The sequence below is a fragment of the Microbacterium hydrocarbonoxydans genome (assembly GCF_011752045.1).
In the GTDB taxonomy this organism is placed as follows: domain Bacteria; phylum Actinomycetota; class Actinomycetes; order Actinomycetales; family Microbacteriaceae; genus Microbacterium.
On the sequence record NZ_JAAKXW010000002.1, the window covers coordinates 397,887 to 418,828 of the forward strand.

The following is a 20,942-nucleotide window of genomic DNA, read 5'->3' on the forward strand; positions in this document are numbered from 1 at the left end:
AGCACTCGGCCTCAGTGCCCCGAGCCGGCCGGCTCGTCGTCGACCACGGGGATGGGTGTGCCCTTCGCGTCGATGAGCTTGCCGTCGACGTAGCGGTCCCCGTCGCGGAGCACGCGGATGACATCGGTCTTCACGGCGCGCACCGGGCTCGCGGCGAACACAGAGGGGTTCTCCGGCGTGCCCTTCTGGAAGTGGTTGAACACGAGGTTCAGGAGGATCGCCATGATCGCGGCCGAGCTGATGCCGGAGCCGAAGATGACCTGGAACCACGTCGGGAAGTTCGTGTAGATGTCGTGGTTGACCTCGGGCAGCACGCCGAAGGAGAGCGAGGCGGCGACGATGATGAGGTTCATGTTGCCGTCGTACTTCACCTTGGCGAGCGTGCGGATGCCGGAAGCGGTGACGGTGCCGAAGAGCACGAGGCCCGCCCCGCCGAGGACGGCGGTGGGGACCGCGGCGACGATGCGGCCGAGCACCGGCAGCAGGCCGAGGATGATGAGGATCACGCCACCGGCGGCGACCGCATAGCGGCTCTTGATCTTCGTGACCGCGACGAGGCCGACGTTCTGCGCGAACGCGCTCTGAGTGAACGAGTTGAAGATCGGCGAGATGGCGCTGGACGCCATGTCGGCGCGCAGACCGGCCGCGATGCGCTTGCGGTCGACCTTGGAGCCGGTGATCTCGGCGACCGCGATGATGTCGGCGGTGGTCTCGGTGAGAATGACGAGGACGACGATGGTCATGGAGATGATCGCCGCGAAGTCGAAGGTCGGCGCGCCGAAGGCGAACGGCGTCGGGAAGGCGAAGACCGGCCCCTCGAAGACCTTCGAGAAGTCGGCCTTGCCGATGAGCGCCGCGAAGATCGTGCCGATGACCATGGCGAGCAGGATCGACAGGCGGGAGATGGTCGCGTTGCCGAGCTTGCTGAGCAGCATGATGACGAGCAGCGTGAAGCCGGCGATGCCGACGAAGACCGGGTCGGCGTAGTTCGGCGCCTCGGGGTTCGCGCCGGTGATCCAGCGCGCGGCGACGGGGACCAGCGACAGGCCGATCATGGTGATCACCGTCCCGGTGACGACCGGCGGGAAGAACCGCACGATCTGCGCGAAGAAGGGCGCGATCACGAGACCGATCAGCGAGGCGACGATCACGGCGCCGAACACCGCGCTGAGGCCCGCCCCCTGGTTGACGATCGCGAGCATGGTGGCGACGCCCGCGAAGGAGACGCCCTGCACGAGCGGGAGCTGGGAGCCGAAGAAGGGGATGCCGAGGGTCTGCAGGAGGGTCGCGAGACCGCCCATGAAGAGGCAGGCTGCGACGAGGACGCCGACCTGGGCGGGCGTCAGGCCCGCCGCGTTGCCGATGATCAGCGGCGGGGCGATGATGCCGCCGTACATCGTGAGGACGTGCTGGAGACCGAACGTGAAGGCGGTCCCGACGCCGAGGCGCTCGTCCTCTGGCCGGTTCGACTCGGTCTTCGTCTTGGTCTTCGTGGAATTGCGTGCTGCGAACATCGATGGACCTCCTTGTCCGTGACCCGCTGAATCGGGGTGGGCGTGTCGGTTTGTGGGCATGGCGAAGCAGCCCGTCGGCGGGCAGCCTCGAAGAGGGTGCGGGGTGAGCCCGGTGCGTCGGGAACGGGCTCACCCCGGGTGCGCCGGCAAGGTCGCCGGCACAGTTCAGGCGATCAGTCGATCGCAGTCAGGATGCGGTGGACGCGGGCGGCTCAGCAGAAGTTCGCCGCGCCCGTCCACGACCAGTGGTCGGTGTCGGCTCCGTCGCGCAGGAACGCCGCCTCGATGAGCCCGTACGGACGGTCGGCCGCGAAGAACACCTCGTTGGGGTTCTCCAGGCCGAACGGCGACAGGTCGACGACGAAGTGGTGCTTGTTCGGCGTCGAGAAGCGGATCTCGTCGATCTCGGGGTGCGCCTCGAGCACAGCCTCGGCCATCTCCTTCAGCGTGTGCTGCAGCGCGTAGGAGTAGTTGCGCGAGAAGCCGGCGAGCAGCAGGCGGCGGACGTCGGCGAAGACCTCGTTGAAGTCGAGGTCGATGCGGTTGTAGCGCCACCGGGCCGTGACGGAGGTCGCGAGGATGCGATCCTCGGTCTCCGGCAGCGTCGTGTACTTGTCGCGCGGGTAGCCGACGAAGCCGCTCGCGGTGGACTTGAGGACCGTGAGGTCCTGCAGTCCGCCGATGACGACGGTGTCGTCTCCGTCGATCTGGACGATCGCCGTACGGGTCTCGGTGCCGGCGCGGACGAAGGCGTGGTCGTGCGGGCCGCTGTCGCCCTCGATGCGGGCCCACGTGTACTGCTCGGCCGACCAGCGGCCGCCGGTCACCCAGTCGAACTCGCCCGTGAAGTGACGGCCGAGACGCAGGAGGAAGTCCTCGGGGCTGCCGATGCCGTCCTTGGCGAAGGCGTACACGGTGTTCTTCTGCGTGTCGGTGGCGACGACGTTCTCGTTGTTGCCGTCGAAGTGCGCGCTGGCGAAGTCGCCGCGCAGCTGCGAGGTGACGTTCAGGTCCTCGATCTCGTGGCGGGGGGTGTCGCGCGTGATGCGGACGACGCGGTTCTCGGCCTTGCCGTACTGGTTCTTTCCCAGAATGATGTCGGTCATTTCGTACTCAGCTTCCTCGGTAAGTGGAATAGGCGAACGGGCTGAGCAGCAGCGGCACGTGATAGTGCGCCTGCTCAGAGTCGACCAGGAAGGTCAACACCACCTCCGGGAAGAAGGTGTCCGTGTCGATGCCGGCGAAGTAGGCCGCCGTGTCGAACCGGAGGCGGTACGCACCGCTCTCCAGCCTCTCGGGGCCCAGCTCTTTCACCCGCCCGTCAGCATCGGTGAGGCCCGTACCGATCCCGACCCATCCGTCGCCGGCTCGGGCCTCGAGTTCGACGGCGACGCCGGGCGCGGGGCGCCCGATCGATGTGTCCAGGATGTGGGTGGTCACGTGAGAGACGCTCATGCGCGTGCTCCTTCTGTCTCGGCGCCGGGGGCCTCGACGGCTCCGGCCAGGCGCAGGGCGGCGATCTCGCGCAGCTGCTGGTCGATGACCGCCAGCTCCTGCTCGGGGGTGTTGCCGAGGCGCTGCTGCAGCAGGGCGAGGATGTCGTCGGCGCTGCGGCCGGCGGCGCGGACCAGGAACACCCGGTCGAACCTCTCCTCGTACGCCCGGTTGCCCGCGGCGAGGGCCTCGGCGGCGGAGGCGTCGACGCCGGACTGCTCGTTGCGAGCGAGCGCGGCCTCGGCGGTGGCGCCCTGCGGGCGCTCCCCGATCCGGGGATGATGCGCCAGCGCGCCATCGAGCTCGCCCTCGCTGAGCGGAGCGGCGACCTCGAGGGCGGCGGCGGTCAGGTCCTCGACGGATGCGTAGGGACGTGCGTCCACGATCGCGTCGATCCAACGGGGGATGTCGAGCGCCGGCTTCACGAACGTGACGGCTGCGTCACGGGATGCGGCGTTGAACTCTTCGAGCAACATCTTCGTACCTCAGCACATACTGGCATCCGGGGTGTAAGAGCTATACGGAACTCCCCCGAGGGAGAGACTGATTTCCGTATCCCGGAACTGTTATTTCAGCATGTGCAACTAGTGTGCGTGAGGTCCGAGCGGTTGTCAACCCTTTTCAGACACCGAGTTCTTCTCGGAGCCTAGCGACATGTCCGTTCGGGTCGACGCCGTACTCGGCGCGCTGCACGATTCCGTCGCCGTCGAGGACGAACGTGGAGCGGATGACGCCGTCGAAGGTGCGGTCGCCGACGGTCTTCTCCCCCCAGACGCCCCAGGCGCGCGCCACGGCAGCGTCGGAGTCGGCCAGCAGCGGGAACGTCAGCCCCTCGGCATCCGCGAAGGCACGGATCTCCTCGACCGTGTCGGGCGAGACGCCGAGCACGGCGTATCCGGCTGCGGCGAGGGAGGAGAGGTTGTCACGGAAGTCGCAGGCCTCCGTCGTGCATCCGGGCGTCGCAGCCTTCGGGTAGAAGTACACGACGACGCTCCTGTCGCGGTAGTCGGCGAGCGCGACGCCGTTCCCGTCTGCGTCGGCGAGGGTGAAGTCAGGGGCGGCGTCGCCGGCGGCGAGTCGTGCGGTCATGATGGTTCTCCTTCTCTCGGTGGTTCTGGGCGCGCTCAGCGCAGGACGAGGTGGACCTCGAAGGCCTCGGCGAGCTGCAAGATCTTGCGGGCGCGGCCGAGCCTCGGCAGGTCGCTGCCGTCGCGCACGATCCGGCCGCGGGCGTCGAAGTCCTCGAGGAACGAGTGCGCCCACTCGACATCCGTGCGCGTGGGGCTGATGACCTCGTTGACGACCGGCGTCTGATCCGGCGACAGGCAGAGCTTGCCTGTCATGCCCATCGACACCGTGATCGCGGACTGCTCGCGCAGGAGCGGGTGGCTGCTGCCGACCGTGGGCCCGTCGATCGGCCCGGGGAGCTCGCCGCAGCGGCTGGCGATCACGAGCCGCGCACGCGGATACGCCATGGCCTCCCTGTCGGCGGACATGCCGGTGTCACGGCGGAAGTCGCCGCTGCCGAACGCCAGGCGGAACACGCCCTTGGCCCGGGCGATCTCGGTCGCGTTCTCGATGCCCATGGCGGATTCGACGAGAGCCACCACGGGCACGCGGGCGCCGAGGCGGTTGTATGTGTCCATGACCTGGCCGCCGAGCTCGGTCTTGGCCAGCATCACGCCGCGCAGTCCGGGGGCGTCGCGCAGGGCCTCGAGATCGGCGTCCCAGTGCTCGCTGGTCGCGTCGTTGATGCGCACCCAGCCGCTGCCGCCACCGGAGAGCCAGTCGACGACTCCCTGCCGCGCCTCGTCCTTGCGGCTGGCGTCGACCGCGTCCTCGATGTCGAGCACGACGACGTCGGCGGCGGACGCGGCCGCGTCGTCGAAGGTCTCCGGCCTGGTCGCGGCGACGAGGAGCCAGGAGCGGGCCAGTTCGGGCGCGATCTCGCGCGGTGCTCGGGCGGGCAGAGGAGCGTTCATGGGTGATTTCCGTTCTGTGGAATCAGACTTCTACAGTTCGAAAATTGTAACGCTCCGGGGATTGCGGCGCCAGCCCTCAGCGCGCGCCGGCGATCGCATCCCAGACGGCGGCGGACACCGCGCGCTTGGACCCCGATGCCGATCCGGCGGCCGCGCCGTCGCGCCCGAGGATGTGCACGGCGTTGTCGGCGCTCTCGAAGCCCCGATCCCAGCCGACCTCGTTGACCACGAGGACGTCGACGCCCTTGCGCTGCTGCTTGCGGCGCGCGCGGGCGAACAGCTCCTCCTCATCCTCGGGGGTCTCCGCCGCGAAGCCGACGACGAGCTGACCCGGCCGGCGGGCGGCCACGAGGGCGGCGACGATGTCCTCGTTCTCCACGAGCTCGATCGGCGGGATGCCGCCACCCTCCTTCGTGAGCTTGCGGTCCGACACCGCCACCGGCCGGTAGTCGGCCACGGCCGCGGCCATCACGAGGACGTCGGCCTCAGCCGCGGCATCCTTCATCGCCGCCGACAGCTCCGCGGCGGAGCCGACCGGCACGACCCGGATCGACGGATGCTGCGCCGCGGAGAGCACGTCTGCGGAGATGTTCGCCGCGACCAGCACGACCTCCGCACCTCTGGCCGCCGCCTCCGCAGCGAGGGCAGCGCCCTGGCGTCCACTGGATCGGTTGCCGAGGTAGCGCACGGGGTCGATCGGCTCCCGGGTGCCGCCGGCCGAGATCGCCACGGTCAGCCCGTCGAGGTCGCGCGGAGCGAGCAGCGCCACAGCGGCGTCGAAGATCTCCTCCGGTTCCGACATCCGCCCCAGGCCGCTGTCGCCGCCCGCGAGCTCGCCGTCGGCAGGGCCGACGATGTGCACGCCGCGCGCGCGGAGCGTGGCGATGTTCGCCTGAGTGGCCGGATGCCGCCACATCTCCGCGTGCATCGCCGGGGCGATGAGGACGGGCGCCTCGGTCGCCAGCAGCGTGGTGCCGAAGAGGTCGTCGGCGAGCCCCGCCGCCATCTTCGCGATCGAGTTCGCGGTGGCGGGGGCGACGACCACGAGATCGGCGTTCTGGCCGAGCGCCACGTGGCGCACCCTGGCGACGTCGTCGTGCACGCTCGTCGTGACGGGGTGGCGGCTGATCGCCTCCCAGGTGGGCAGGCCGACGAAGCGCAGCGCGTCCTCCGTCGGCACCACGGTCACATCGTGGCCCGCCTTGGTGAGCAGGCGCACGAGGTGCACGGTCTTGTAGGCGGCGATGCCGCCGGTGACGGAGACGACGATGTTCACGGTTCGATTCTGCCCCAGCATCCGGTGCCGCGGGCGCGCGGGCCGCAGCAGCATCCGCTCCCGCCGCCACGCCCCGAACCCTGCATCCCCAACCACGTGCGCGGAATCGCCGCCCCCACCCGCGAAACCCGACAACGACGCGCACCCGGATGCCGCCACCCAGAGCCCGGACCCCCGCATCCCCCAACCACGTGCGCGGAATCGCCGCCACCACCCGCGAAACCCGACAACGACGCGCACCCGGATCCCGCCATCCAGAGCCCGAACCCCGGGACGCACGCGCCGGCCCGGACCGAGCTGTCACTCGCGGGCACGACCTAGACTGACGACCGTGTGCACGGTCGTGATCGATGTCGATGGGTCGGACGCGGCGCGGCTGCTCGCCGTGCGCGATGAGGACCCGCTGCGCGAGTGGGATGCGCTCGGCGCCTGGTGGCCCGAGCAGTACCCCGGAGTGTCCGGCATCCGGGATCGGCGCGCCGGCGGCGCCTGGCTCGCGGTGAATCCGGCGGAGCGGCGCCTCGCGGTGCTGCTGAACCGCGCCGACGTCGTGGACCTGCCGGAGGAACTCGCTCTCTCCCGCGGCTCGCTCGCACTGGAGTCGGTCAGCGGCCGCTCCCCCGCAGCGCCGCTCTCGATGCACGGCTTCAACCTTCTCGAGGTGGGCGCCGAGGGGGCACGGGTGCTCAGCTGGGACGGTGCACTCCTGCGTGAGACGGCCGTGGACGCGGGGACGCACATGATCGCGCACGACGACCTCGACGACCCCGGCACCCCGCGCATCGCGGCCTGGCTGCCCGAGTTCCGCGCGCTCGACCCTGCCGCGGCGAGCGCCGACTGGCCGGCGGAGTGGATCGCCGTGCTGGCGGCATCCGCCCGCCTCTCCCCTGAGGACGACAGGGCGATCATCCGCGACAACCGCCCCCACGGCTACCCCACCCAATCATTGCTGTACTGCACCGCCGCCGTGACCGCGACGGGAGTCGACGTCGACTATCACGCCCTGCCTGCACCGGCGCACTGGGCCGACTGATTCCGGCCCTCTACAGCGAAACCCTTGACGGCGCGCCCGACTTCGACGTACTCTTTCCATAGTTCAAAACATTAGTTCCGGATTATGGAATCTAGAACGACTGAACGTCCGAGGAGAGAGGTGACCGTCATGAACCGCCATGAGACGACCAAGGCCCCCGCTGCGAACCGCACGGTCCGCGAGCAGCCGATCGTCAACATCGATCCCGATTTCTACATCCCCGCCGGCGGCGAGCGCGGCAACAGCTACCTCCGCGCGATGCGCATCCTCTTCCCCAAGGCCTCCTGACGTCGAGCCCGCGACGGGCGCAGGGAACGCCCGCGCACGCGGCGGCCCCTGGCCTCACTCCTGAGCAGGCGCCGCAGGCGCCGACTCCACCACCGCGGCCTCGTCGATGAGCTGCAGCAGCCGGGCGGCGACGCTGACGGCGATCACGGCCGGCTGCTTGCCCGCGACCTCGGGGATGCCGATCGGCGTGGTCACCCGCGCCAGGGCGTCCTCCCCGTGACCGAGCTCGCCGAGCTTCTTGCGGAAGCGCGCCCACTTCGACGCCGAGCCGATGAGCCCGATCGAGGCCAGCCCCGGGGTGCGCAGCGACATGTCGACGATCGCGAGATCCTCGACGTGGTCGTGGGTCATCACCAGCACGTGCGATCCGGCGGGCAGCCCCGCCAGGGCCGCCTCCGGCACCGGCGCATGCGTGATGTGCATCCGCGCCACGGCGTCGGCGAAGACGCCGGACCGTCCCGGAACCCCGATCCGCTCGGCGGTCAGCATCTCCGGCCGCGAGTCGATGAGGTGCAGGTCGACCTCGTGCCGGGCGAGGATGCGCGCGAGCTCCAGTCCGACGTGACCGATGCCGAACACGGCGATGCCCGGGGTCACTCGCATGGGCTCCAGCATCATCGTGACCTCTCCTCCGCAGCACTGCACCCCGTACTCCGTCACCGCCTTGTCGCTGAGCGTCAGGGTCAGCAGCTCCGGTTCCGCCGCGCCCTCGGCGAGCATCGCCCGCGCGCGCTCGACGGCGGTCGCCTCGAGGTTCCCTCCCCCGACGGTTCCGAACACCGTGTCCGGGGCGACAACCATCTTCGCGCCGCCGTTGCGCGGAGCGTGCCCGCGAACCAGCGCGAGCGTCACCACCACTGCGGGGGTGCGCGCCGCGCGCAGGTCCTGCAGGGCGTCGAGCCAGTCCATGACCGTGCCTCTCGGACTGCGCCGGTTCAGCCGACGCTGTCGGCGCCGACGAGCTCGTGCGATGACGCAGCCGAGCCCTCGGCATCCGCCGCCTGCTGCGCGGCGCGCACGGCCCAGAAGACCGCCTCGGGCGTCGCCGGCGACGCGAGCTCGACCATGTGCCCCGCGGGCCCGAACTCGGCCACGGCCTGGCGGATCGCCTCGCGGGCGCTGAACGCGAGCATGAACGGCGGCTCACCGACGGCCTTCGAACCGTAGACGGCGCCGTCCTCGCGGGCGTTCTCGAACAGGCGGACGTGGAACTCCGAGGGCATCTCCGAGAAGCTCGGCAGCTTGTACGTCGACGCCGACTGGGTCTGCAGGCGGCCGCGGTTGGGGCCGTCGGTCTCGTCCCAGCGCAGCTCCTCGAGCGTCAGCCAGCCGACGCCCTGCACGTACGCGCCCTCGATCTGCCCGATGTCGAGCATCGGCGAGAGCGAGTCGCCCACGTCGTGGATGATGTCCACGCGGCGCACCGTGTACGCACCGGTGAACTCGTCGACCTCGACCTCGGTGGCGGCGCTGCCGTAGGAGAAGTACTTGAACGGCGACCCCTGCATGATGTCGGGGTTCCAGTGCAGCCCCTCGGTCCGGTAGTAGCCGGCGGCGAACAGCTGCACGCGCTGCAGGTAGGCCGCATTCACGACCTCGGCGAAGCTCAGCCGCTGCTCGCGGTTGCCGAGGCCCGTGACGAACCCGCCGGAGAACACCACGTCGCGCTCGTCGACGTTCAGCAGCCGGCCCGCCACCTTGGCGAGACGCTCGCGGATCTGCTCGCATGCGTTCTTCACCGCGCCGCCGTTGAGGTCGCTGCCCGAGGAGGCCGCGGTCGCCGAGGTGTTGGGCACCTTGTCGGTGCGCGTCGGCGCGAGGCGCACCTGGTGCAGCTCGAGTCCGAGCGCGGTCGCGGCCACCTGCAGCATCTTCGTGTGCAGTCCCTGGCCCATCTCGGTGCCGCCGTGGTTGATCAGCACCGAGCCGTCCTTGTAGACGTGCACGAGCGCGCCGGCCTGGTTGAAGGCCGCGAAGTTGAAGGAGATGCCGAACTTGATCGGCGTCATCGCGATCGCACGCTTCAGGTGCAGGCTCCGCGCATTGAACTCGGCGATCTCCGCACGGCGCGCGTCGACGTCGGCCTCCTCGCGGAGCTGACCCCAGATGGTGTCCATCCGCTCGGCGTCCTTCACGAGCTGTCCGTACGGCGTGCTCTGACCGGGCCGGTAGAAGTTCCGCTGCCGCAGCTCGATCGGGTCGATGCCCAGCGCCGGGGCCACCCGGCCGAGGATGTCCTCGATGAGGAAGACGCCCTGCGGGCCGCCGAAGCCGCGATAGGCGGTGTTCGAGGTCTTGTTCGTCTTCGCGATGCGGCCGTGCGCGTGCACGTTCGGGATCCAGTAGGCGTTGTCGAGGTGGCAGAGCGCCCGGCCGAGCACCGGCTCGGAGAGGTCGAGGCTCCAGCCACCGTCGCAGGTGAGCACGGCGTCCAGGCCCTGCAGCATCCCGTCGGCGTCCAGGCCGACCTTCCATGAGATGTGGAACGGATGCCGCTTGCCGGTCATCGTGATGTCCTGCGTGCGGTTGAGTCGCAGGCGCACCGGCCGGCCGGTGAGCTTGGCGCCGAGCGCTGCGATCGCGGCGAAGCCGTGCGGCTGCATCTCCTTGCCGCCGAAGCCGCCGCCCATGCGCAGGCACTGCACCGTGACCTCGCTGGAGCTGATGCCGAGCACGTGCGCGACGATCTCCTGCGTCTCGGACGGATGCTGCGTCGAGCACTGCACGAAGTAGCCGCCCTCGGTGTCGCGCTGGGCGAAGGAGGCGTGCGTCTCCAGATAGAAGTGCTCCTGGCCGCCGAACTCGGTGACCCCCTCGAAGACGTGGGCGGCGGAGGCGAGGGCCGATGCCGCGTCGCCGCGCTGCACCGTTCGCGCGATCCCCTGGAACGAGCCCGCCTCGATGGCGTCGTGCACGGTGATCAGCGAGGGCAGCGGCTCGTACTCGACCTTCACCCGCTCGGCGCCCAGGCGTGCGGCCTCCTGCGTCTCGCCGAGCACCCACACCAGGGCGTGCCCGTAGAACATGGCCTCGCTGGGGAACAGCGGCTCGTCGTGCTTGATGCCGGCATCGTTCACGCCCGGCACGTCCTCGGCGGTGAGCACCCGGACGACGCCCGGGACGTCGTACGCGCCGGAGACGTCGACCGTCACCTTCGCGTGGGCGTTCGTGGACTGCACCGGCCAGGCGGTGAGCACGCCGGCCGTGTGCGCGGCGACGTCGTCGGTGTACATCGCGGCGCCGGTGACGTGCAGGGCCGCGCTCTCGTGCGCGGCGCGGGTGCCCACCACGGGGTCGGCCGGACGATCGGCGAGAGCGCTCATGCCGGCACCTCCTTCGAGTCGATGCTGCTCTTGTGATCAGGCGCGAGTGTCGAGCTGTACAGCTTCAGCAGTGCGGTGTTGAGCATGAGCGCGCGGTAGCCGGCGCTCGCCCGGTGGTCGGACATCGGGGTGCCCTCGGACCCGAGGATCTCGGACGCGGCGCGCACTGTCGCGATGTCCCAGGGCCTGCCGACGAGGGCCTCCTCGGTCGCGGAGGCCCTCAAAGGTGTGGCGGCGACGCCGCCGAGGCCGATCTTCGCCGCGGTCACGACGCCGCCCTCGATGTCGAGGGCGAACGCCACAGCGACGCTGGAGATGTCGTCGAAGCGGCGCTTCGCGATCTTGTGGAAGGCGGTCACCTTCGCCAGCGGCAGCGGGATGCGGATGGCGCGGATGAGCTCCTCGGGTCGGCGCACGGTCTGCCGGTAGCCGGTGAAGTACTCGGCCAGGTCGACCTCGCGCTCGACGAGACCGCTGCCGGATGCCGGCGCCGAGGCCAGCACGAGCTTCGCGCCGAGCGCGAGCAGGGCGGGCGGGGTGTCGCCGATCGGAGAGCCGGTGCCGAGGTTGCCGCCGAAGGTGCCGCGGTTGCGGATCAGCCGGGACGCGAACTGCGGGAACAGCTGGGCGAGCAGCGGCACCGTGCCGTCGAGGCGCTTCTCCACCTCGGACAGCGAGAGGGCCGCGCCGATCTCGATCTCCTGATCCGAGACGCGCAGGGTGCGCAGCTCCTCGAGCTGCTCGATCGCGACGACGAGCGGAGCCCGGCGACCGCGGATGTTCACCTCGACGCCCCAGTCGGTGGAACCCGCGACGAGCAGGGCCTCCGGCTCGTCGCGCAGCAGGCGCAGCGTCTCGTCGAGGGTCGCCGGGCGGAGGAATCGGGCCCCGCCGACCTCGGCATCCGTCGGCACCGGCACCGGCGCGGGCTCCGCGAGGCGCTGCTGCAGCGGGTCGTCGGCCGCCGACTCGCCGAGCGTGTAGGCGGCGTCGCGGATCGGCCGGTAGCCGGTGCAGCGGCAGAGGTTGCCGCTGAGGGCGTGCAGGTCGAACCCGTTCGGGCCGTGCTCGGCATCGTGGACAGGGCAGTCCTCGCCGTCGCCCGCCGGGGCCTTCCGGTCCTCGCGATAGAACTCGCCGGCCATGCTGCAGGCGAAGCCCGGGGTGCAGTATCCGCACTGCGACCCGCCGGCCTCTGCCAGCTTCTCCTGCACCGGGTGCAGGGCCTCGGGGCTGCCGAGCCCCTCCGCGGTGACGATCTCCTGTCCGTTCAGCGCATAGACCGGGACGAGGCAGGCGTTCACCGGGGTCCAGGCGGTGCCGCCGTCCGGCGTCGGCGTCGCGAGGAGCATGGCGCACGCGCCGCACTCCCCCTCCGCGCAGCCTTCCTTGCTGCCGGAGAGACCGACGTCCCGCAGCCAGTCGAGCGCTGTCGCATGGGCGGCGGTGCCCGCGAGGGGCCGGCGCTGACCGTTGACGTTGACGGCGATGTCGTTCATGGAGGTCTCCCGAGTGAAGTGAGTCTATGCCTGTGCGGCGGCGGAGGGGAGGGATTCTTCGGCTACCCGGCGAGCAGCTGCTCGATGGGCCCGCGGACGAAGTAGAGCGTGAAGCCGACCGCCACGATCCACATCAGCCAGTGCACCTTGCGGGCCCGGCCGGAGAGCGCGTTCACCAGGGTCCAGGCGATGAAGCCGACGCCGATGCCGTTGGCGATCGAATAGGTCAGCGGCATCGTGACGATGGTGAGGAAGGCGGGCAGCGCGACGGCGAAGTTGGAGAACTTGATCTCCTTGATCTGCGCCATCATCATCGCGCCGACGACGACGAGAGCCGCCGAGCCGACCTCGATGGGCACCACGAGCGTGAGCGGCGTGAAGAACATCGAGAGCAGGAAGAGGATGCCGACGACGACCGAGGCGAGTCCGGTGCGGGCGCCCTCGCCGATGCCGGAGGCGCTGTCGACGTAGACCGTGTTCGAGGAGGTCGAGGTCATGCCGCCGGCGACGGCGCCGAAGCCTTCGACGACGAACGCCGAGCGCAGCCGCGGGAACATGCCGTCCTTGTAGGCGAGCCCGGCGTTCTTCGCGAGGCCGGTCATGGTGCCCATCGCGTCGAAGAAGTTCGAGAACACCAGGGTGAAGACGAGCATGGTGGCGGCGAGGGCGCCGATGCGGCTGAACGAGCCGAACAGGTCGAACTGGCCGATCAGGCCGAAGTCGGGGATCGTGACGAAGGACGTCGGGATCTCCGGGATCGTCATGTGCCAGCCTTTCGGGTCCTCGAAGCTCGGGCCGAGCTTGAGGAACGCCTGCGCGACGATCGCGATCACGGTCGAGGCGACGATGCCGATGAGGATGCCGCCGGGCACCTTCCGCGCGACGAGCACGCCGATGATGAGGAGCCCGAGCAGGAAGATCAGGGTCGGCACCGAGGTGATCGAGCCGCCGTCGCCGAGCTGCACGGGCGGGCCGCCCGGCGTGCGGTTGACGAAGCCCGAGTCCACGAAGCCGATGAAGGCGATGAAGAGGCCGATGCCGACGGTGATCGCCGCCTTGAGCGGCTGCGGCACGGCGTTGAAGATGGCGGTCCGGATGCCGGTGGCTCCGAAGAGCACGATGAGCACGCCGTTGATGACCACGAGGCCCATCGCCTCGGCCCAGGTGACCTGGCCGACGACGGAGACGGCGAGGAAGGAGTTGATGCCGAGGCCTGCGGCCAGGGCGAACGGCAGCCGCGCGACCAGGCCGAACAGGATGGTCATGACGCCGGCGGTGAGGCCGGTGGCCGCGCCGATCTGCACCCCGTTGAGCTCGGTGCCGGCGACGTCGGCGACGCCGCCGAGGATCAGCGGGTTGAGGATGACGATGTAGGCCATGGTCACGAAGGTGACGATGCCGCCGCGGATCTCACGGGCGACGGTCGAGCCGCGCTGCGTGATCTCGAAGAAGCGGTCGAGCGCGTTCCTGGGCTCGGCGTCGACGGTGGTGGTCGCGCCGGTGGGCAGCGGCGGATGCTCCGCCGGCCGGACTGCTTCGCCCTCGGACTCCTCGGGCAGGGAAACGGATGAAGACATCTTCGGCTCCAGTACGTTCAGTCGGGTCAGTAATCGATGCGAGTGGCGGTGGTGCTCCACTCGGTGAAGGGGGCGACGCGCTGCGCCGGAGGCAGCGTCTCCTGGGTGACCGGCATGATCGCCCGGTCCTCCTCGCCTCCTTCGAAGTAGCGGTAGAAGACCGCGTCGTCGAATCCGGCATCCGCTGCGTCGTCGCGGTTCGCGGCGAAGTACACGCGGTCGATCCGCGCCCACAGCGATGTCGCCAGGCACATCGGGCACGGTTCGCAGCTCGTGTAGAGCACCGCGCCTGTGAGGTCGAACGTCCCCAGTCCCTGGCAGGCGTTCCGGATGGCCGTGACCTCGGCGTGCGCCGAGGGGTCGAGGTTCGCGGTGACGCGGTTGACGCCTTCGAAGACGCGTCCGTCCGCGGACACGACGATGGCCCCGAACGGACCGCCGGCGTTGCGGACGTTGTCCGTTGCGAGGGCGACGGCGCGGGCGAGATACTCGACGGGAGTCGGCTGCGGCCCGTCAGCGGGCACGTCGATACGGTTCATGCGGAAAGCTTCCTTGCTGTCGTCGCAGTGATACGGCTTATCGGGTCGGGCCAGGATCGGGCCGCTTCCACGAGATATACGTCGAACCGCTAGGTTGTGCTTTTTCCGCCCGACGACCTCTGTTGAGGCCCGAGCTGGGTTCGACTGTAACAGCCGCATCCGCAAAGGTCCACACAATCTTCGGAACTGGTTTTCCACATCGTGGTATGGAAACGTGACCTTACCGGCTGTGCCGATTCCGGTGCGACGGTGTACCGTTGCCCCGTCGAAAGGGGGTGGGAGCATGGCGTCCACGCCGACCGCCGCAGGCTCGGACCGGACCGCCGGGGCACTCCGCCTGCCCTCCTCCGGCCGCCTCGCCGATCGCTTCGACCGCCCCCTGCGCGACCTCCGGATCTCGGTCACCGACCGCTGCAACTTCCGCTGCGTCTACTGTATGCCGCGATCGGTATTCGGCCGCGACTATGCATTCCTCGACCGTGATGAACTGCTGAGCTTCGAGGAGATCGAGCGGATCGCACGGGTCGCGGTCGCCCATGGCGTGCGCAAGATCCGCCTCACCGGCGGGGAGCCGCTGCTCCGGCGCGGCCTCGAGGACCTCATCGCCAGGCTCGCCGCACTGCGGGGCGCCGACGGCATCCGCCCGGAGATCGCACTGACCACGAACGGCTCGGCGCTCACCGTCAAGGCGCGGTCCCTGAAGGATGCGGGGCTCGACCGGCTGACCGTGTCCCTCGACTCCCTGGACGACGAGCTCTTCCAGCGCATGAACGACGTGCGCTTCCCGGTCGCGCGGGTGCTCGAGGGCATCGACGCCGCCCACGAGGCCGGCCTCGCCCCCATCAAGCTGAACATGGTCGTCAAGCGAGGCCTCAACGACGGCGAGATCGAGGCGATGGCGACCCGGTTCAAGGGCACGCCGTACACGCTGCGCTTCATCGAGTACATGGATGTCGGCACCTCGAACGGGTGGTCCCTCGACGAGGTCGTGCCCTCCGCGGAGATCGTCGAGCGCATCAGCGCCCTGCATCCGCTGGAGCCCGCGGCGCCGGCGGCGCCAGGCGAGACGGCCGCACGCTGGCGCTACGCCGACGGCACCGGTGAGATCGGCGTGATCTCCTCGGTGACGAACGCGTTCTGCGGCACCTGCAACCGCGCCCGCATCTCCACCGAGGGGAAGCTCTTCACCTGCCTGTTCGCCACCGAGGGGCACGATCTGCGCGCGCTGCTGCGCGGAGGCGCCGACGACGAGCAGCTCGCGGCCGCGCTGTCCTCCCTCTGGGGAGCTCGCGACGACCGCTACTCCGAGATCCGCTCCAGCCTCACCCCGGAGCTGCGCGCAGCGCGCAACCGCATCGAGATGAGCTACATCGGCGGCTGAGCCCGCACCCGGCCGGCAGCGGTGCGCTCAGGCGGCGTCGCTGTCCTCCTCGGTCGCGCAGTCCTCGTCGGCGCAGGAGAACCGGGCACGGTAGGCGGTCGGCGTGAGCCCCAGCACGCGGGCGAAGTTCTGCCTGAGCACGGCGGCCGATCCGAAGCCGCACTGGTCGGCGATCTGCTCCAGGGGGAGGTCGGTGCGCTCCAGCATCCGCTGCGCATGGATGATGCGCTGGCGGGCGAGCCAGGCGGCCGGCGTCGCGCCGTACTCGGCCTTGAACCGGCGTGCGAACGTCCGCGGCGACATCAGCGCCCGGGCCGCGAGCTGGTCGACGCCGAGGTCCTCGCGCAGGTTCTCCACCGCCCAGTCGGCGACCAGGGCGAGGGAGTCGCTCGGGACGACGGGGATCGGCCGGTCGATGAACTGCGCCTGGCCGCCGTCGCGCTGCGGCGGGACGACCATGCGTCGGGCGATGCGGTTGGTCAGCTCCGCCCCGATCTCCTGGCGCAGCAGATGCAGGCAGGCGTCGATCCCCGCCGCGGTGCCGGCGCTGGTGATGATGCGGCCGTCCTGGACGAAGAGCACGTCGGGGTCGACGTCGATCTGCGGGTACATCGCGGTCAGGTGGTGGGCGTACATCCAGTGCGTCGTCGCCCTGCGACCGTCGAGCACTCCGGCGGCGGCGAGGATGAACGAGCCGCTGCAGACGCTGATCACCCAGGCGCCGCGGGCGACCGCGTCGCGGGCGACGTCCAGCAGCAGCGGGTCGATGCTGCCCCAGTGTTCGCGCGGAAGCGGGCAGAACACCACGAGGTCGGCCTCGTACGCGAAGGACAGATCGTTCTCGACGTTGAGGGAGAAGCCCATCTTGGACTGCACGACGCCGGGGCGGGGTGCGACCACGCGGAAGTCGAAGTTCGGGATGCCGTCCTCGGAGCGATCGAGCCCGAAGGCCTCGCACGCGACGCCGAACTCGAACGGGGCGAATCCGTCCTGGATGACGCAGGCCACCGTCTTCATGTGCACTCCTCGTCTGGCTTGCTGAGATTGTCGAAGCATGGCAGTTTTCATACGAACTAAGTCATTTCTGCCACTCGTGGCGGTAAGACGTCGAACGTAGTGTTTCTGCCATGATACTCGTCATCGCACTCATCGCCATCGTCGTCTGGGGGATCGTCGCCACCGTCATCGAGGTGCGCCGCGACGGCTACCGTCCCGTGCCGACCGATTGGAGCCGCGTCGCGGGCAGGGAGCCCCTCGACCGTGCAGAGATCGGGCACGGATACCGCTGAGACCGCGCGGCATGGGCACCTCTGACCTCCCCGTCGTGCCGCGCATGCGGTTACGCTCGACGGCATGAGCGACCCTTCGCAGCCTCCCGTCCCGCCGTACGCGTCGCAGCCGGGCCCCGCGTACCCGCCTGCCGAGCCGCAGCAGCCGCCGATCGCGCAGCCGTACGGCTCCCCACCGTCGGCGCAGGCGTATCCCGCCGCGCCGGCCCCGCGACAGGCGGGCACCGGGAACGGACTCGCCCGGGCCGCGTTCCTCGTCGCCCTGATCACGATGACGGTGACGCTGCTGATGTCGCTGATGCTGCCGTTCGCCTACCGCGCCGTCGACTTCGACGGAGTGCTCCTCGAGCTGTACAGCGGCGCCACGGGCCTCATCAGCGTCGCCGGGTCCGTCGTCGCCCTGATCCTCGGCATCACGGCGCTCCGCCGCCCCGGATCTCCGCTGCTGGCCGGCATCGCGATCGGCATCGCCGGCTCGAGCATCCTCGGCACGGTCATCACCTGGATGTCGTCGCTGTTCTTCCGCTTCTTCTGATCTCCCCCCCCCCCCCCCCCGCAAGGCGGCACCGCTCAGCCGGCGAGCACCCGCTCGTAGACCTCGATCATCGCGGCGGTGCGCGAGGACTGCCGGAACGCCTCGGCGACCTCCTTGGAGGGGACGGGGGCGGTGCCGTTCGCGATGTCGGATGCCGCGCGCCGCAGCGTCTCGATGAGCCCCGCCGTGCGCTGCGCCTCGGTGCCCTCGGCCCCGGGCACGGCCCACAGGCCGCCGCCGAGCTCTGCGGCGATGTCGGGGTCGCAGATGACCGAGGGCGTGCCGAGCGTGGCCGCCTCGAACGGCGTCATGCCCTGCGTCTCGAAGCCGATCGATGTCTGCACGAGGGCGTCGGCCGCCGCGATCCGCGCGAGCGTCTGCGGATAGCTGAGGCGTCCGGCGAAGCGCACCCCGGGGAGCCCCGCGACGATCTTCTCGGCCGCGGCCTTCTGCCCGCCGCCGCCGATGATCTCGAGATCGGCGTCCACGCCGGAGGCGACGAACGCCTCGAGGAAGGGCAGCAGGCGCTTCTCCGGGCTCATCCGTCCGAGCCAGACGAACCGCGGGCGGCCGGGCTCGCGCGTCACGGGGGCTCCGGCAAGCGTCTCGGCGCGCACGTCGTCGTCGATGCCGTTCCAGATGACGTCGACCGGCGAGAACACGCCGTGCTCCTCGAGCCGGCGCGCGAAGTGCGTCGACGGCGCGGTGACGGCATCCGCCCCCGCGGCGAGGCCGCGCAGAAATGCCCAGCCGTCGTGGCCCGAAGCGCTCTCGGCGACACCGCGGAGGGCCCCACGGCGCCAGGCGTTGAGAACGGCGAGCACGGGCCGGTGCAGCGGGGTGACCGCCTGGATGCCGACGTCGACGCGGTTGTGCATCGTGTGCACGACGGGGAGTCCGTGGCGCGCCGCGTAACGGTGGCCGATGAAGGCGCCCCAGAAGTCGGCCTGCACGTGCACGAGGTCGACCGGCGGGCGCCGGGTCAGGGCGCGGTCGAGGAAGCGGTCCGTCGCGCGTCCCGGCAGGCTCATCGAGTACTCGCGGTCGACGGTGATCGGCATCGAGGGGAGGTCGATGTACGCCGGGTCCGGAGCCGCCGCGCGGGGGCCGTGCATCTTCGGCGCCACCACCGTCACCGTGTGGCCGGCGCGCTCCAGGAACTCCCGCTGCAGCCGCATCGAGACCTGCGCACCGCCGAGCGAGCCGAGGTGCTGATCGCCGAAGAAGACGATGTGCATCGTCACTCGGGCAGCGGCTCGTCGCGGTACAGGGCCTCGAAGGTGTCGAGCGTGCGGTTGATGTCGTGGATCGCGACGCCGTCGAGCGAGGCCTGCTGCATCCGCTCGTACTCGGCCTGATCGGCGGTGAGCACGTCCGTCAGCCGCGCGGCGAGCTCGGCGTCGTTCCCCGGCTCGAACAGGTAGCCGTTCTCGCCGTCGTGCACGAGGTGGGGCAGGGCGACGGCATCCGCCGCGACGACCGGCAGCGCCGAGGCCATGGCCTCCATGGTGGCGATGGACTGCAGCTCCGCGATCGAGGCGATGGTGAACACCGAGGCCCGGGACAGCAGGGCGCGCAGCTCCTCGTCGGTGGTGCGGCCGTGGAAGGTGACGCGGTCGCCGAGGCCGAGCTGCGTGCTGAGGTGCTCGAGCTGCTTGCGCTGGTCACCGCCGCCGACGATGTCGAAGCTGACGTCGAGCGCGGGGTCGAGCCTGGTCATCGCCTTGAGGATGACCTCGACCTGCTTCTCGGCGGTGAGGCGGCCGACGAAGATGATCCGGTTCTTCTCGCGGGGGCCGATCACCGGCTGGTACTGCGACCGGTCGATGCCGCAGCTCACCGGGATGACGCCCTCGACGGCGACGGTGCGCTCGAGGAAGTCCGCGGCGCGGCGAGTGGGCGTCGTGATCGCGCGGGTCCGCTCGAACGTGCGCTTGGCGTCGGACCACGCGACGCGCAGGATCGGCTCGGCGACGACCTTCGGCAGCAGGGTGTGGTCGAGGATGTTCTCGGCCATCACGTGGTTCGTCGCGATGACCGGGATGCCCCGCTCGTGCGCGATGCGGGCGAGACCGCGGCCGATGATGATGTGCGACTGGATGTGCACCACGTCGGGCTGCACACGGTCGAGGACCTCGCGGGCGTAGTGCTTCGAGCGCCACGGCCACACGAAGCGGATCCAATCGTGCGGCAGCCAGCGCACCGACGGCAGGCGGTGCAGGGTCATCGGCTCGCCCTCGATGACCTCGGTGCGCGCCGGCGTGCGGCGGTAGGCCTGGTTCGGGGCTGAGACGTGCACGTCGTGGCCGCGCTGCACGAGGCCGGCGGCGAGACGCTCGGCGAAGCGCGCGGCGCCGTTGATGTCAGGCGCGAAGGTGTCGCAGCCGATCAGGATGCGCAGCGGTCGCTGCTCCGCACCGGCCCCGCCGGGCTCGGCCCTATCGGGTTCGGCGGAGGGTGCGCTCGTCGGGTCGGAGGAGGAAGAAGACATGCTGCCTTACGGTACAACGGCCACGGGAGGCCCTTTCGGGCGCTGGCCACTCTACCCGAGGGCCCTGATCGCACCGCCCAGGCATACCGGCATCCCCTCAGGCTCCGCCAGTACCGTGGGGGGCATGCGACTGACAGCCGAGGCCGACCCCCAGCGCTGGATCCCCGTGACCGACTCCCTTGGTTGGAAAGGACGCCGGCACCGCAAGGCGGCGATCCGGATGCTCCTGGGGCAGGCGAGCACCGCGATGGGCGCGACGCCGCGGCCGGGGTCGAAGCTCGGCGCATGGGCGATGAGCCAGGCTGCGCCGCTCCTCATGAAGAAGGCCGACGGCCGCGTGCTCGCCTGGACATGGAAGGCGGAGCCCGAGCTGGTGGTGGCGATGGCCACAGCACAGGCACTCACCCCGGATGTGCGCATCGCCCGGGCATCCATGCCGATGGACTACGACGACACGGAGACGTTCCGGAGCCGCTGGCTCGGCGCCGGCGAGAAGCTCGTGGTGGCGATGCCTCCGTCGCCGACCGCTCCCCCGTTCACCACCTACACCTGGGACACCGGCACGCACCTCATCACGCTGACCGCGATCTGCAGCGACCGCGAGCGCTTCGGCACGCTGAGCGGCGCCCTCGACGACCTGGCGCGCAGCATCCGGGTGGCCGACGAGCTCACCGGCGGAGAGTCGCCCGAGGTGCTGCGGCTCGATCCGGCCTGAGCCGGG

General features: G+C 70.3%; 21 protein-coding genes. 6 read left to right on the forward strand and 15 right to left on the reverse strand.

Features of this window, described 5'->3' with window-relative positions; genetic code table 11:
* Positions 1-11 precede the first annotated feature (11 nt).
* The 7 genes from G6G98_RS10135 to coaBC all read right to left on the reverse strand — a co-directional run bounded on the left by G6G98_RS10135 (position 12) and on the right by coaBC (position 6,266).
* Entirely contained in the window at positions 12-1,514 is a 1,503-nt protein-coding gene (locus tag G6G98_RS10135) for a nucleobase:cation symporter-2 family protein (protein ID WP_164234644.1), read from the reverse strand.
* Positions 1,515-1,726: 212 nt separating this feature from the next.
* Positions 1,727-2,620, reverse strand: coding sequence for a factor-independent urate hydroxylase (gene pucL, locus G6G98_RS10140; protein ID WP_067347875.1), 894 nt, complete (start codon positions 2,618-2,620; stop codon positions 1,727-1,729).
* A gap of 7 nt (positions 2,621-2,627) precedes the next feature.
* Positions 2,628-2,969 (reverse strand): hydroxyisourate hydrolase, encoded by a 342-nt coding sequence (gene uraH / locus G6G98_RS10145; RefSeq protein ID WP_067347878.1) that lies wholly within the window; start codon positions 2,967-2,969, stop codon positions 2,628-2,630.
* Entirely contained in the window at positions 2,966-3,484 is a 519-nt protein-coding gene (gene uraD, locus G6G98_RS10150; RefSeq protein WP_067347882.1) for a 2-oxo-4-hydroxy-4-carboxy-5-ureidoimidazoline decarboxylase, read from the reverse strand. Before uraD ends, uraH begins: the two co-directional genes overlap by 4 nt.
* 145 nt (positions 3,485-3,629) lie before the next feature.
* Positions 3,630-4,097: a thioredoxin-dependent thiol peroxidase gene (gene bcp, locus G6G98_RS10155; protein WP_067347885.1), complete on the reverse strand. Its 468-nt coding sequence runs from the start codon at positions 4,095-4,097 to the stop codon at positions 3,630-3,632.
* A gap of 35 nt (positions 4,098-4,132) precedes the next feature.
* Positions 4,133-4,990 carry an HpcH/HpaI aldolase/citrate lyase family protein gene (locus G6G98_RS10160; protein ID WP_067347889.1) on the reverse strand — a complete coding sequence of 286 codons (858 nt, stop codon included), beginning with the start codon at positions 4,988-4,990 and terminating at the stop codon, positions 4,133-4,135.
* Positions 4,991-5,066: 76 nt separating this feature from the next.
* The gene (gene coaBC, locus G6G98_RS10165) at positions 5,067-6,266 is read right to left on the reverse strand and encodes a bifunctional phosphopantothenoylcysteine decarboxylase/phosphopantothenate--cysteine ligase CoaBC (RefSeq protein ID WP_164234643.1); all 1,200 of its coding nucleotides are present in this window, start codon (positions 6,264-6,266) and stop codon (positions 5,067-5,069) included.
* A 331-nt stretch (positions 6,267-6,597) separates the two neighbouring features.
* Between coaBC and G6G98_RS10170 the strand changes: the two genes are divergently transcribed.
* Positions 6,598-7,299, forward strand: coding sequence for an NRDE family protein (locus tag G6G98_RS10170; RefSeq protein ID WP_208321466.1), 702 nt, complete (start codon positions 6,598-6,600; stop codon positions 7,297-7,299).
* A gap of 120 nt (positions 7,300-7,419) precedes the next feature.
* Positions 7,420-7,587 (forward strand): hypothetical protein, encoded by a 168-nt coding sequence (locus G6G98_RS10175; RefSeq protein WP_164234641.1) that lies wholly within the window; start codon positions 7,420-7,422, stop codon positions 7,585-7,587.
* A gap of 54 nt (positions 7,588-7,641) precedes the next feature.
* Here G6G98_RS10175 and xdhC read toward each other — a convergent pair whose 3' ends face one another.
* The 5 genes from xdhC to G6G98_RS10200 all read right to left on the reverse strand — a co-directional run bounded on the left by xdhC (position 7,642) and on the right by G6G98_RS10200 (position 14,525).
* Positions 7,642-8,496, reverse strand: a complete 855-nt coding sequence (xdhC, locus tag G6G98_RS10180) for a xanthine dehydrogenase accessory protein XdhC (RefSeq protein WP_164234640.1) — start codon at positions 8,494-8,496, stop codon at positions 7,642-7,644.
* Positions 8,497-8,522: 26 nt separating this feature from the next.
* Positions 8,523-10,910, reverse strand: coding sequence for a xanthine dehydrogenase molybdopterin binding subunit (gene xdhB, locus G6G98_RS10185; protein WP_164234639.1), 2,388 nt, complete (start codon positions 10,908-10,910; stop codon positions 8,523-8,525).
* Positions 10,907-12,409 (reverse strand): xanthine dehydrogenase small subunit, encoded by a 1,503-nt coding sequence (locus tag G6G98_RS10190; protein ID WP_164234638.1) that lies wholly within the window; start codon positions 12,407-12,409, stop codon positions 10,907-10,909. Before G6G98_RS10190 ends, xdhB begins: the two co-directional genes overlap by 4 nt.
* 62 nt (positions 12,410-12,471) lie before the next feature.
* Positions 12,472-13,986 (reverse strand): NCS2 family permease, encoded by a 1,515-nt coding sequence (locus G6G98_RS10195; protein WP_164234637.1) that lies wholly within the window; start codon positions 13,984-13,986, stop codon positions 12,472-12,474.
* Positions 13,987-14,012: 26 nt separating this feature from the next.
* Positions 14,013-14,525, reverse strand: a complete 513-nt coding sequence (locus G6G98_RS10200; protein ID WP_164234636.1) for a nucleoside deaminase — start codon at positions 14,523-14,525, stop codon at positions 14,013-14,015.
* 283 nt (positions 14,526-14,808) lie between these two features.
* On the opposite strand from G6G98_RS10200, the gene moaA reads away from it, so the two are divergent.
* Positions 14,809-15,906, forward strand: coding sequence for a GTP 3',8-cyclase MoaA (gene moaA, locus G6G98_RS10205; protein WP_164234635.1), 1,098 nt, complete (start codon positions 14,809-14,811; stop codon positions 15,904-15,906).
* Between the two features lie 27 nt (positions 15,907-15,933).
* Here the strand turns inward: moaA and G6G98_RS10210 are convergent, their stop codons facing one another.
* Positions 15,934-16,923 (reverse strand): GlxA family transcriptional regulator, encoded by a 990-nt coding sequence (locus G6G98_RS10210; RefSeq protein ID WP_067347917.1) that lies wholly within the window; start codon positions 16,921-16,923, stop codon positions 15,934-15,936.
* A 110-nt stretch (positions 16,924-17,033) separates the two neighbouring features.
* Between G6G98_RS10210 and G6G98_RS10215 the strand changes: the two genes are divergently transcribed.
* Complete coding sequence (locus G6G98_RS10215) at positions 17,034-17,195, forward strand: hypothetical protein (RefSeq protein ID WP_166706088.1); 162 nt, start codon at positions 17,034-17,036, stop codon at positions 17,193-17,195.
* A 64-nt stretch (positions 17,196-17,259) separates the two neighbouring features.
* Positions 17,260-17,730 (forward strand): hypothetical protein, encoded by a 471-nt coding sequence (locus G6G98_RS10220; RefSeq protein ID WP_067347920.1) that lies wholly within the window; start codon positions 17,260-17,262, stop codon positions 17,728-17,730.
* 35 nt (positions 17,731-17,765) lie between these two features.
* Here the strand turns inward: G6G98_RS10220 and G6G98_RS10225 are convergent, their stop codons facing one another.
* The gene (locus tag G6G98_RS10225; protein WP_067348435.1) at positions 17,766-18,968 is read right to left on the reverse strand and encodes a glycosyltransferase; all 1,203 of its coding nucleotides are present in this window, start codon (positions 18,966-18,968) and stop codon (positions 17,766-17,768) included.
* A gap of 2 nt (positions 18,969-18,970) precedes the next feature.
* A complete protein-coding gene (locus G6G98_RS10230; protein WP_067347923.1) occupies positions 18,971-20,221 on the reverse strand; it encodes a glycosyltransferase in 1,251 nt (416 codons plus the stop codon).
* Between the two features lie 124 nt (positions 20,222-20,345).
* Here G6G98_RS10230 and G6G98_RS10235 point away from each other — a divergent pair, with 124 nt between their 5' ends.
* Positions 20,346-20,936: a hypothetical protein gene (locus G6G98_RS10235; RefSeq protein WP_067347926.1), complete on the forward strand. Its 591-nt coding sequence runs from the start codon at positions 20,346-20,348 to the stop codon at positions 20,934-20,936.
* Positions 20,937-20,942 lie beyond the last annotated feature (6 nt).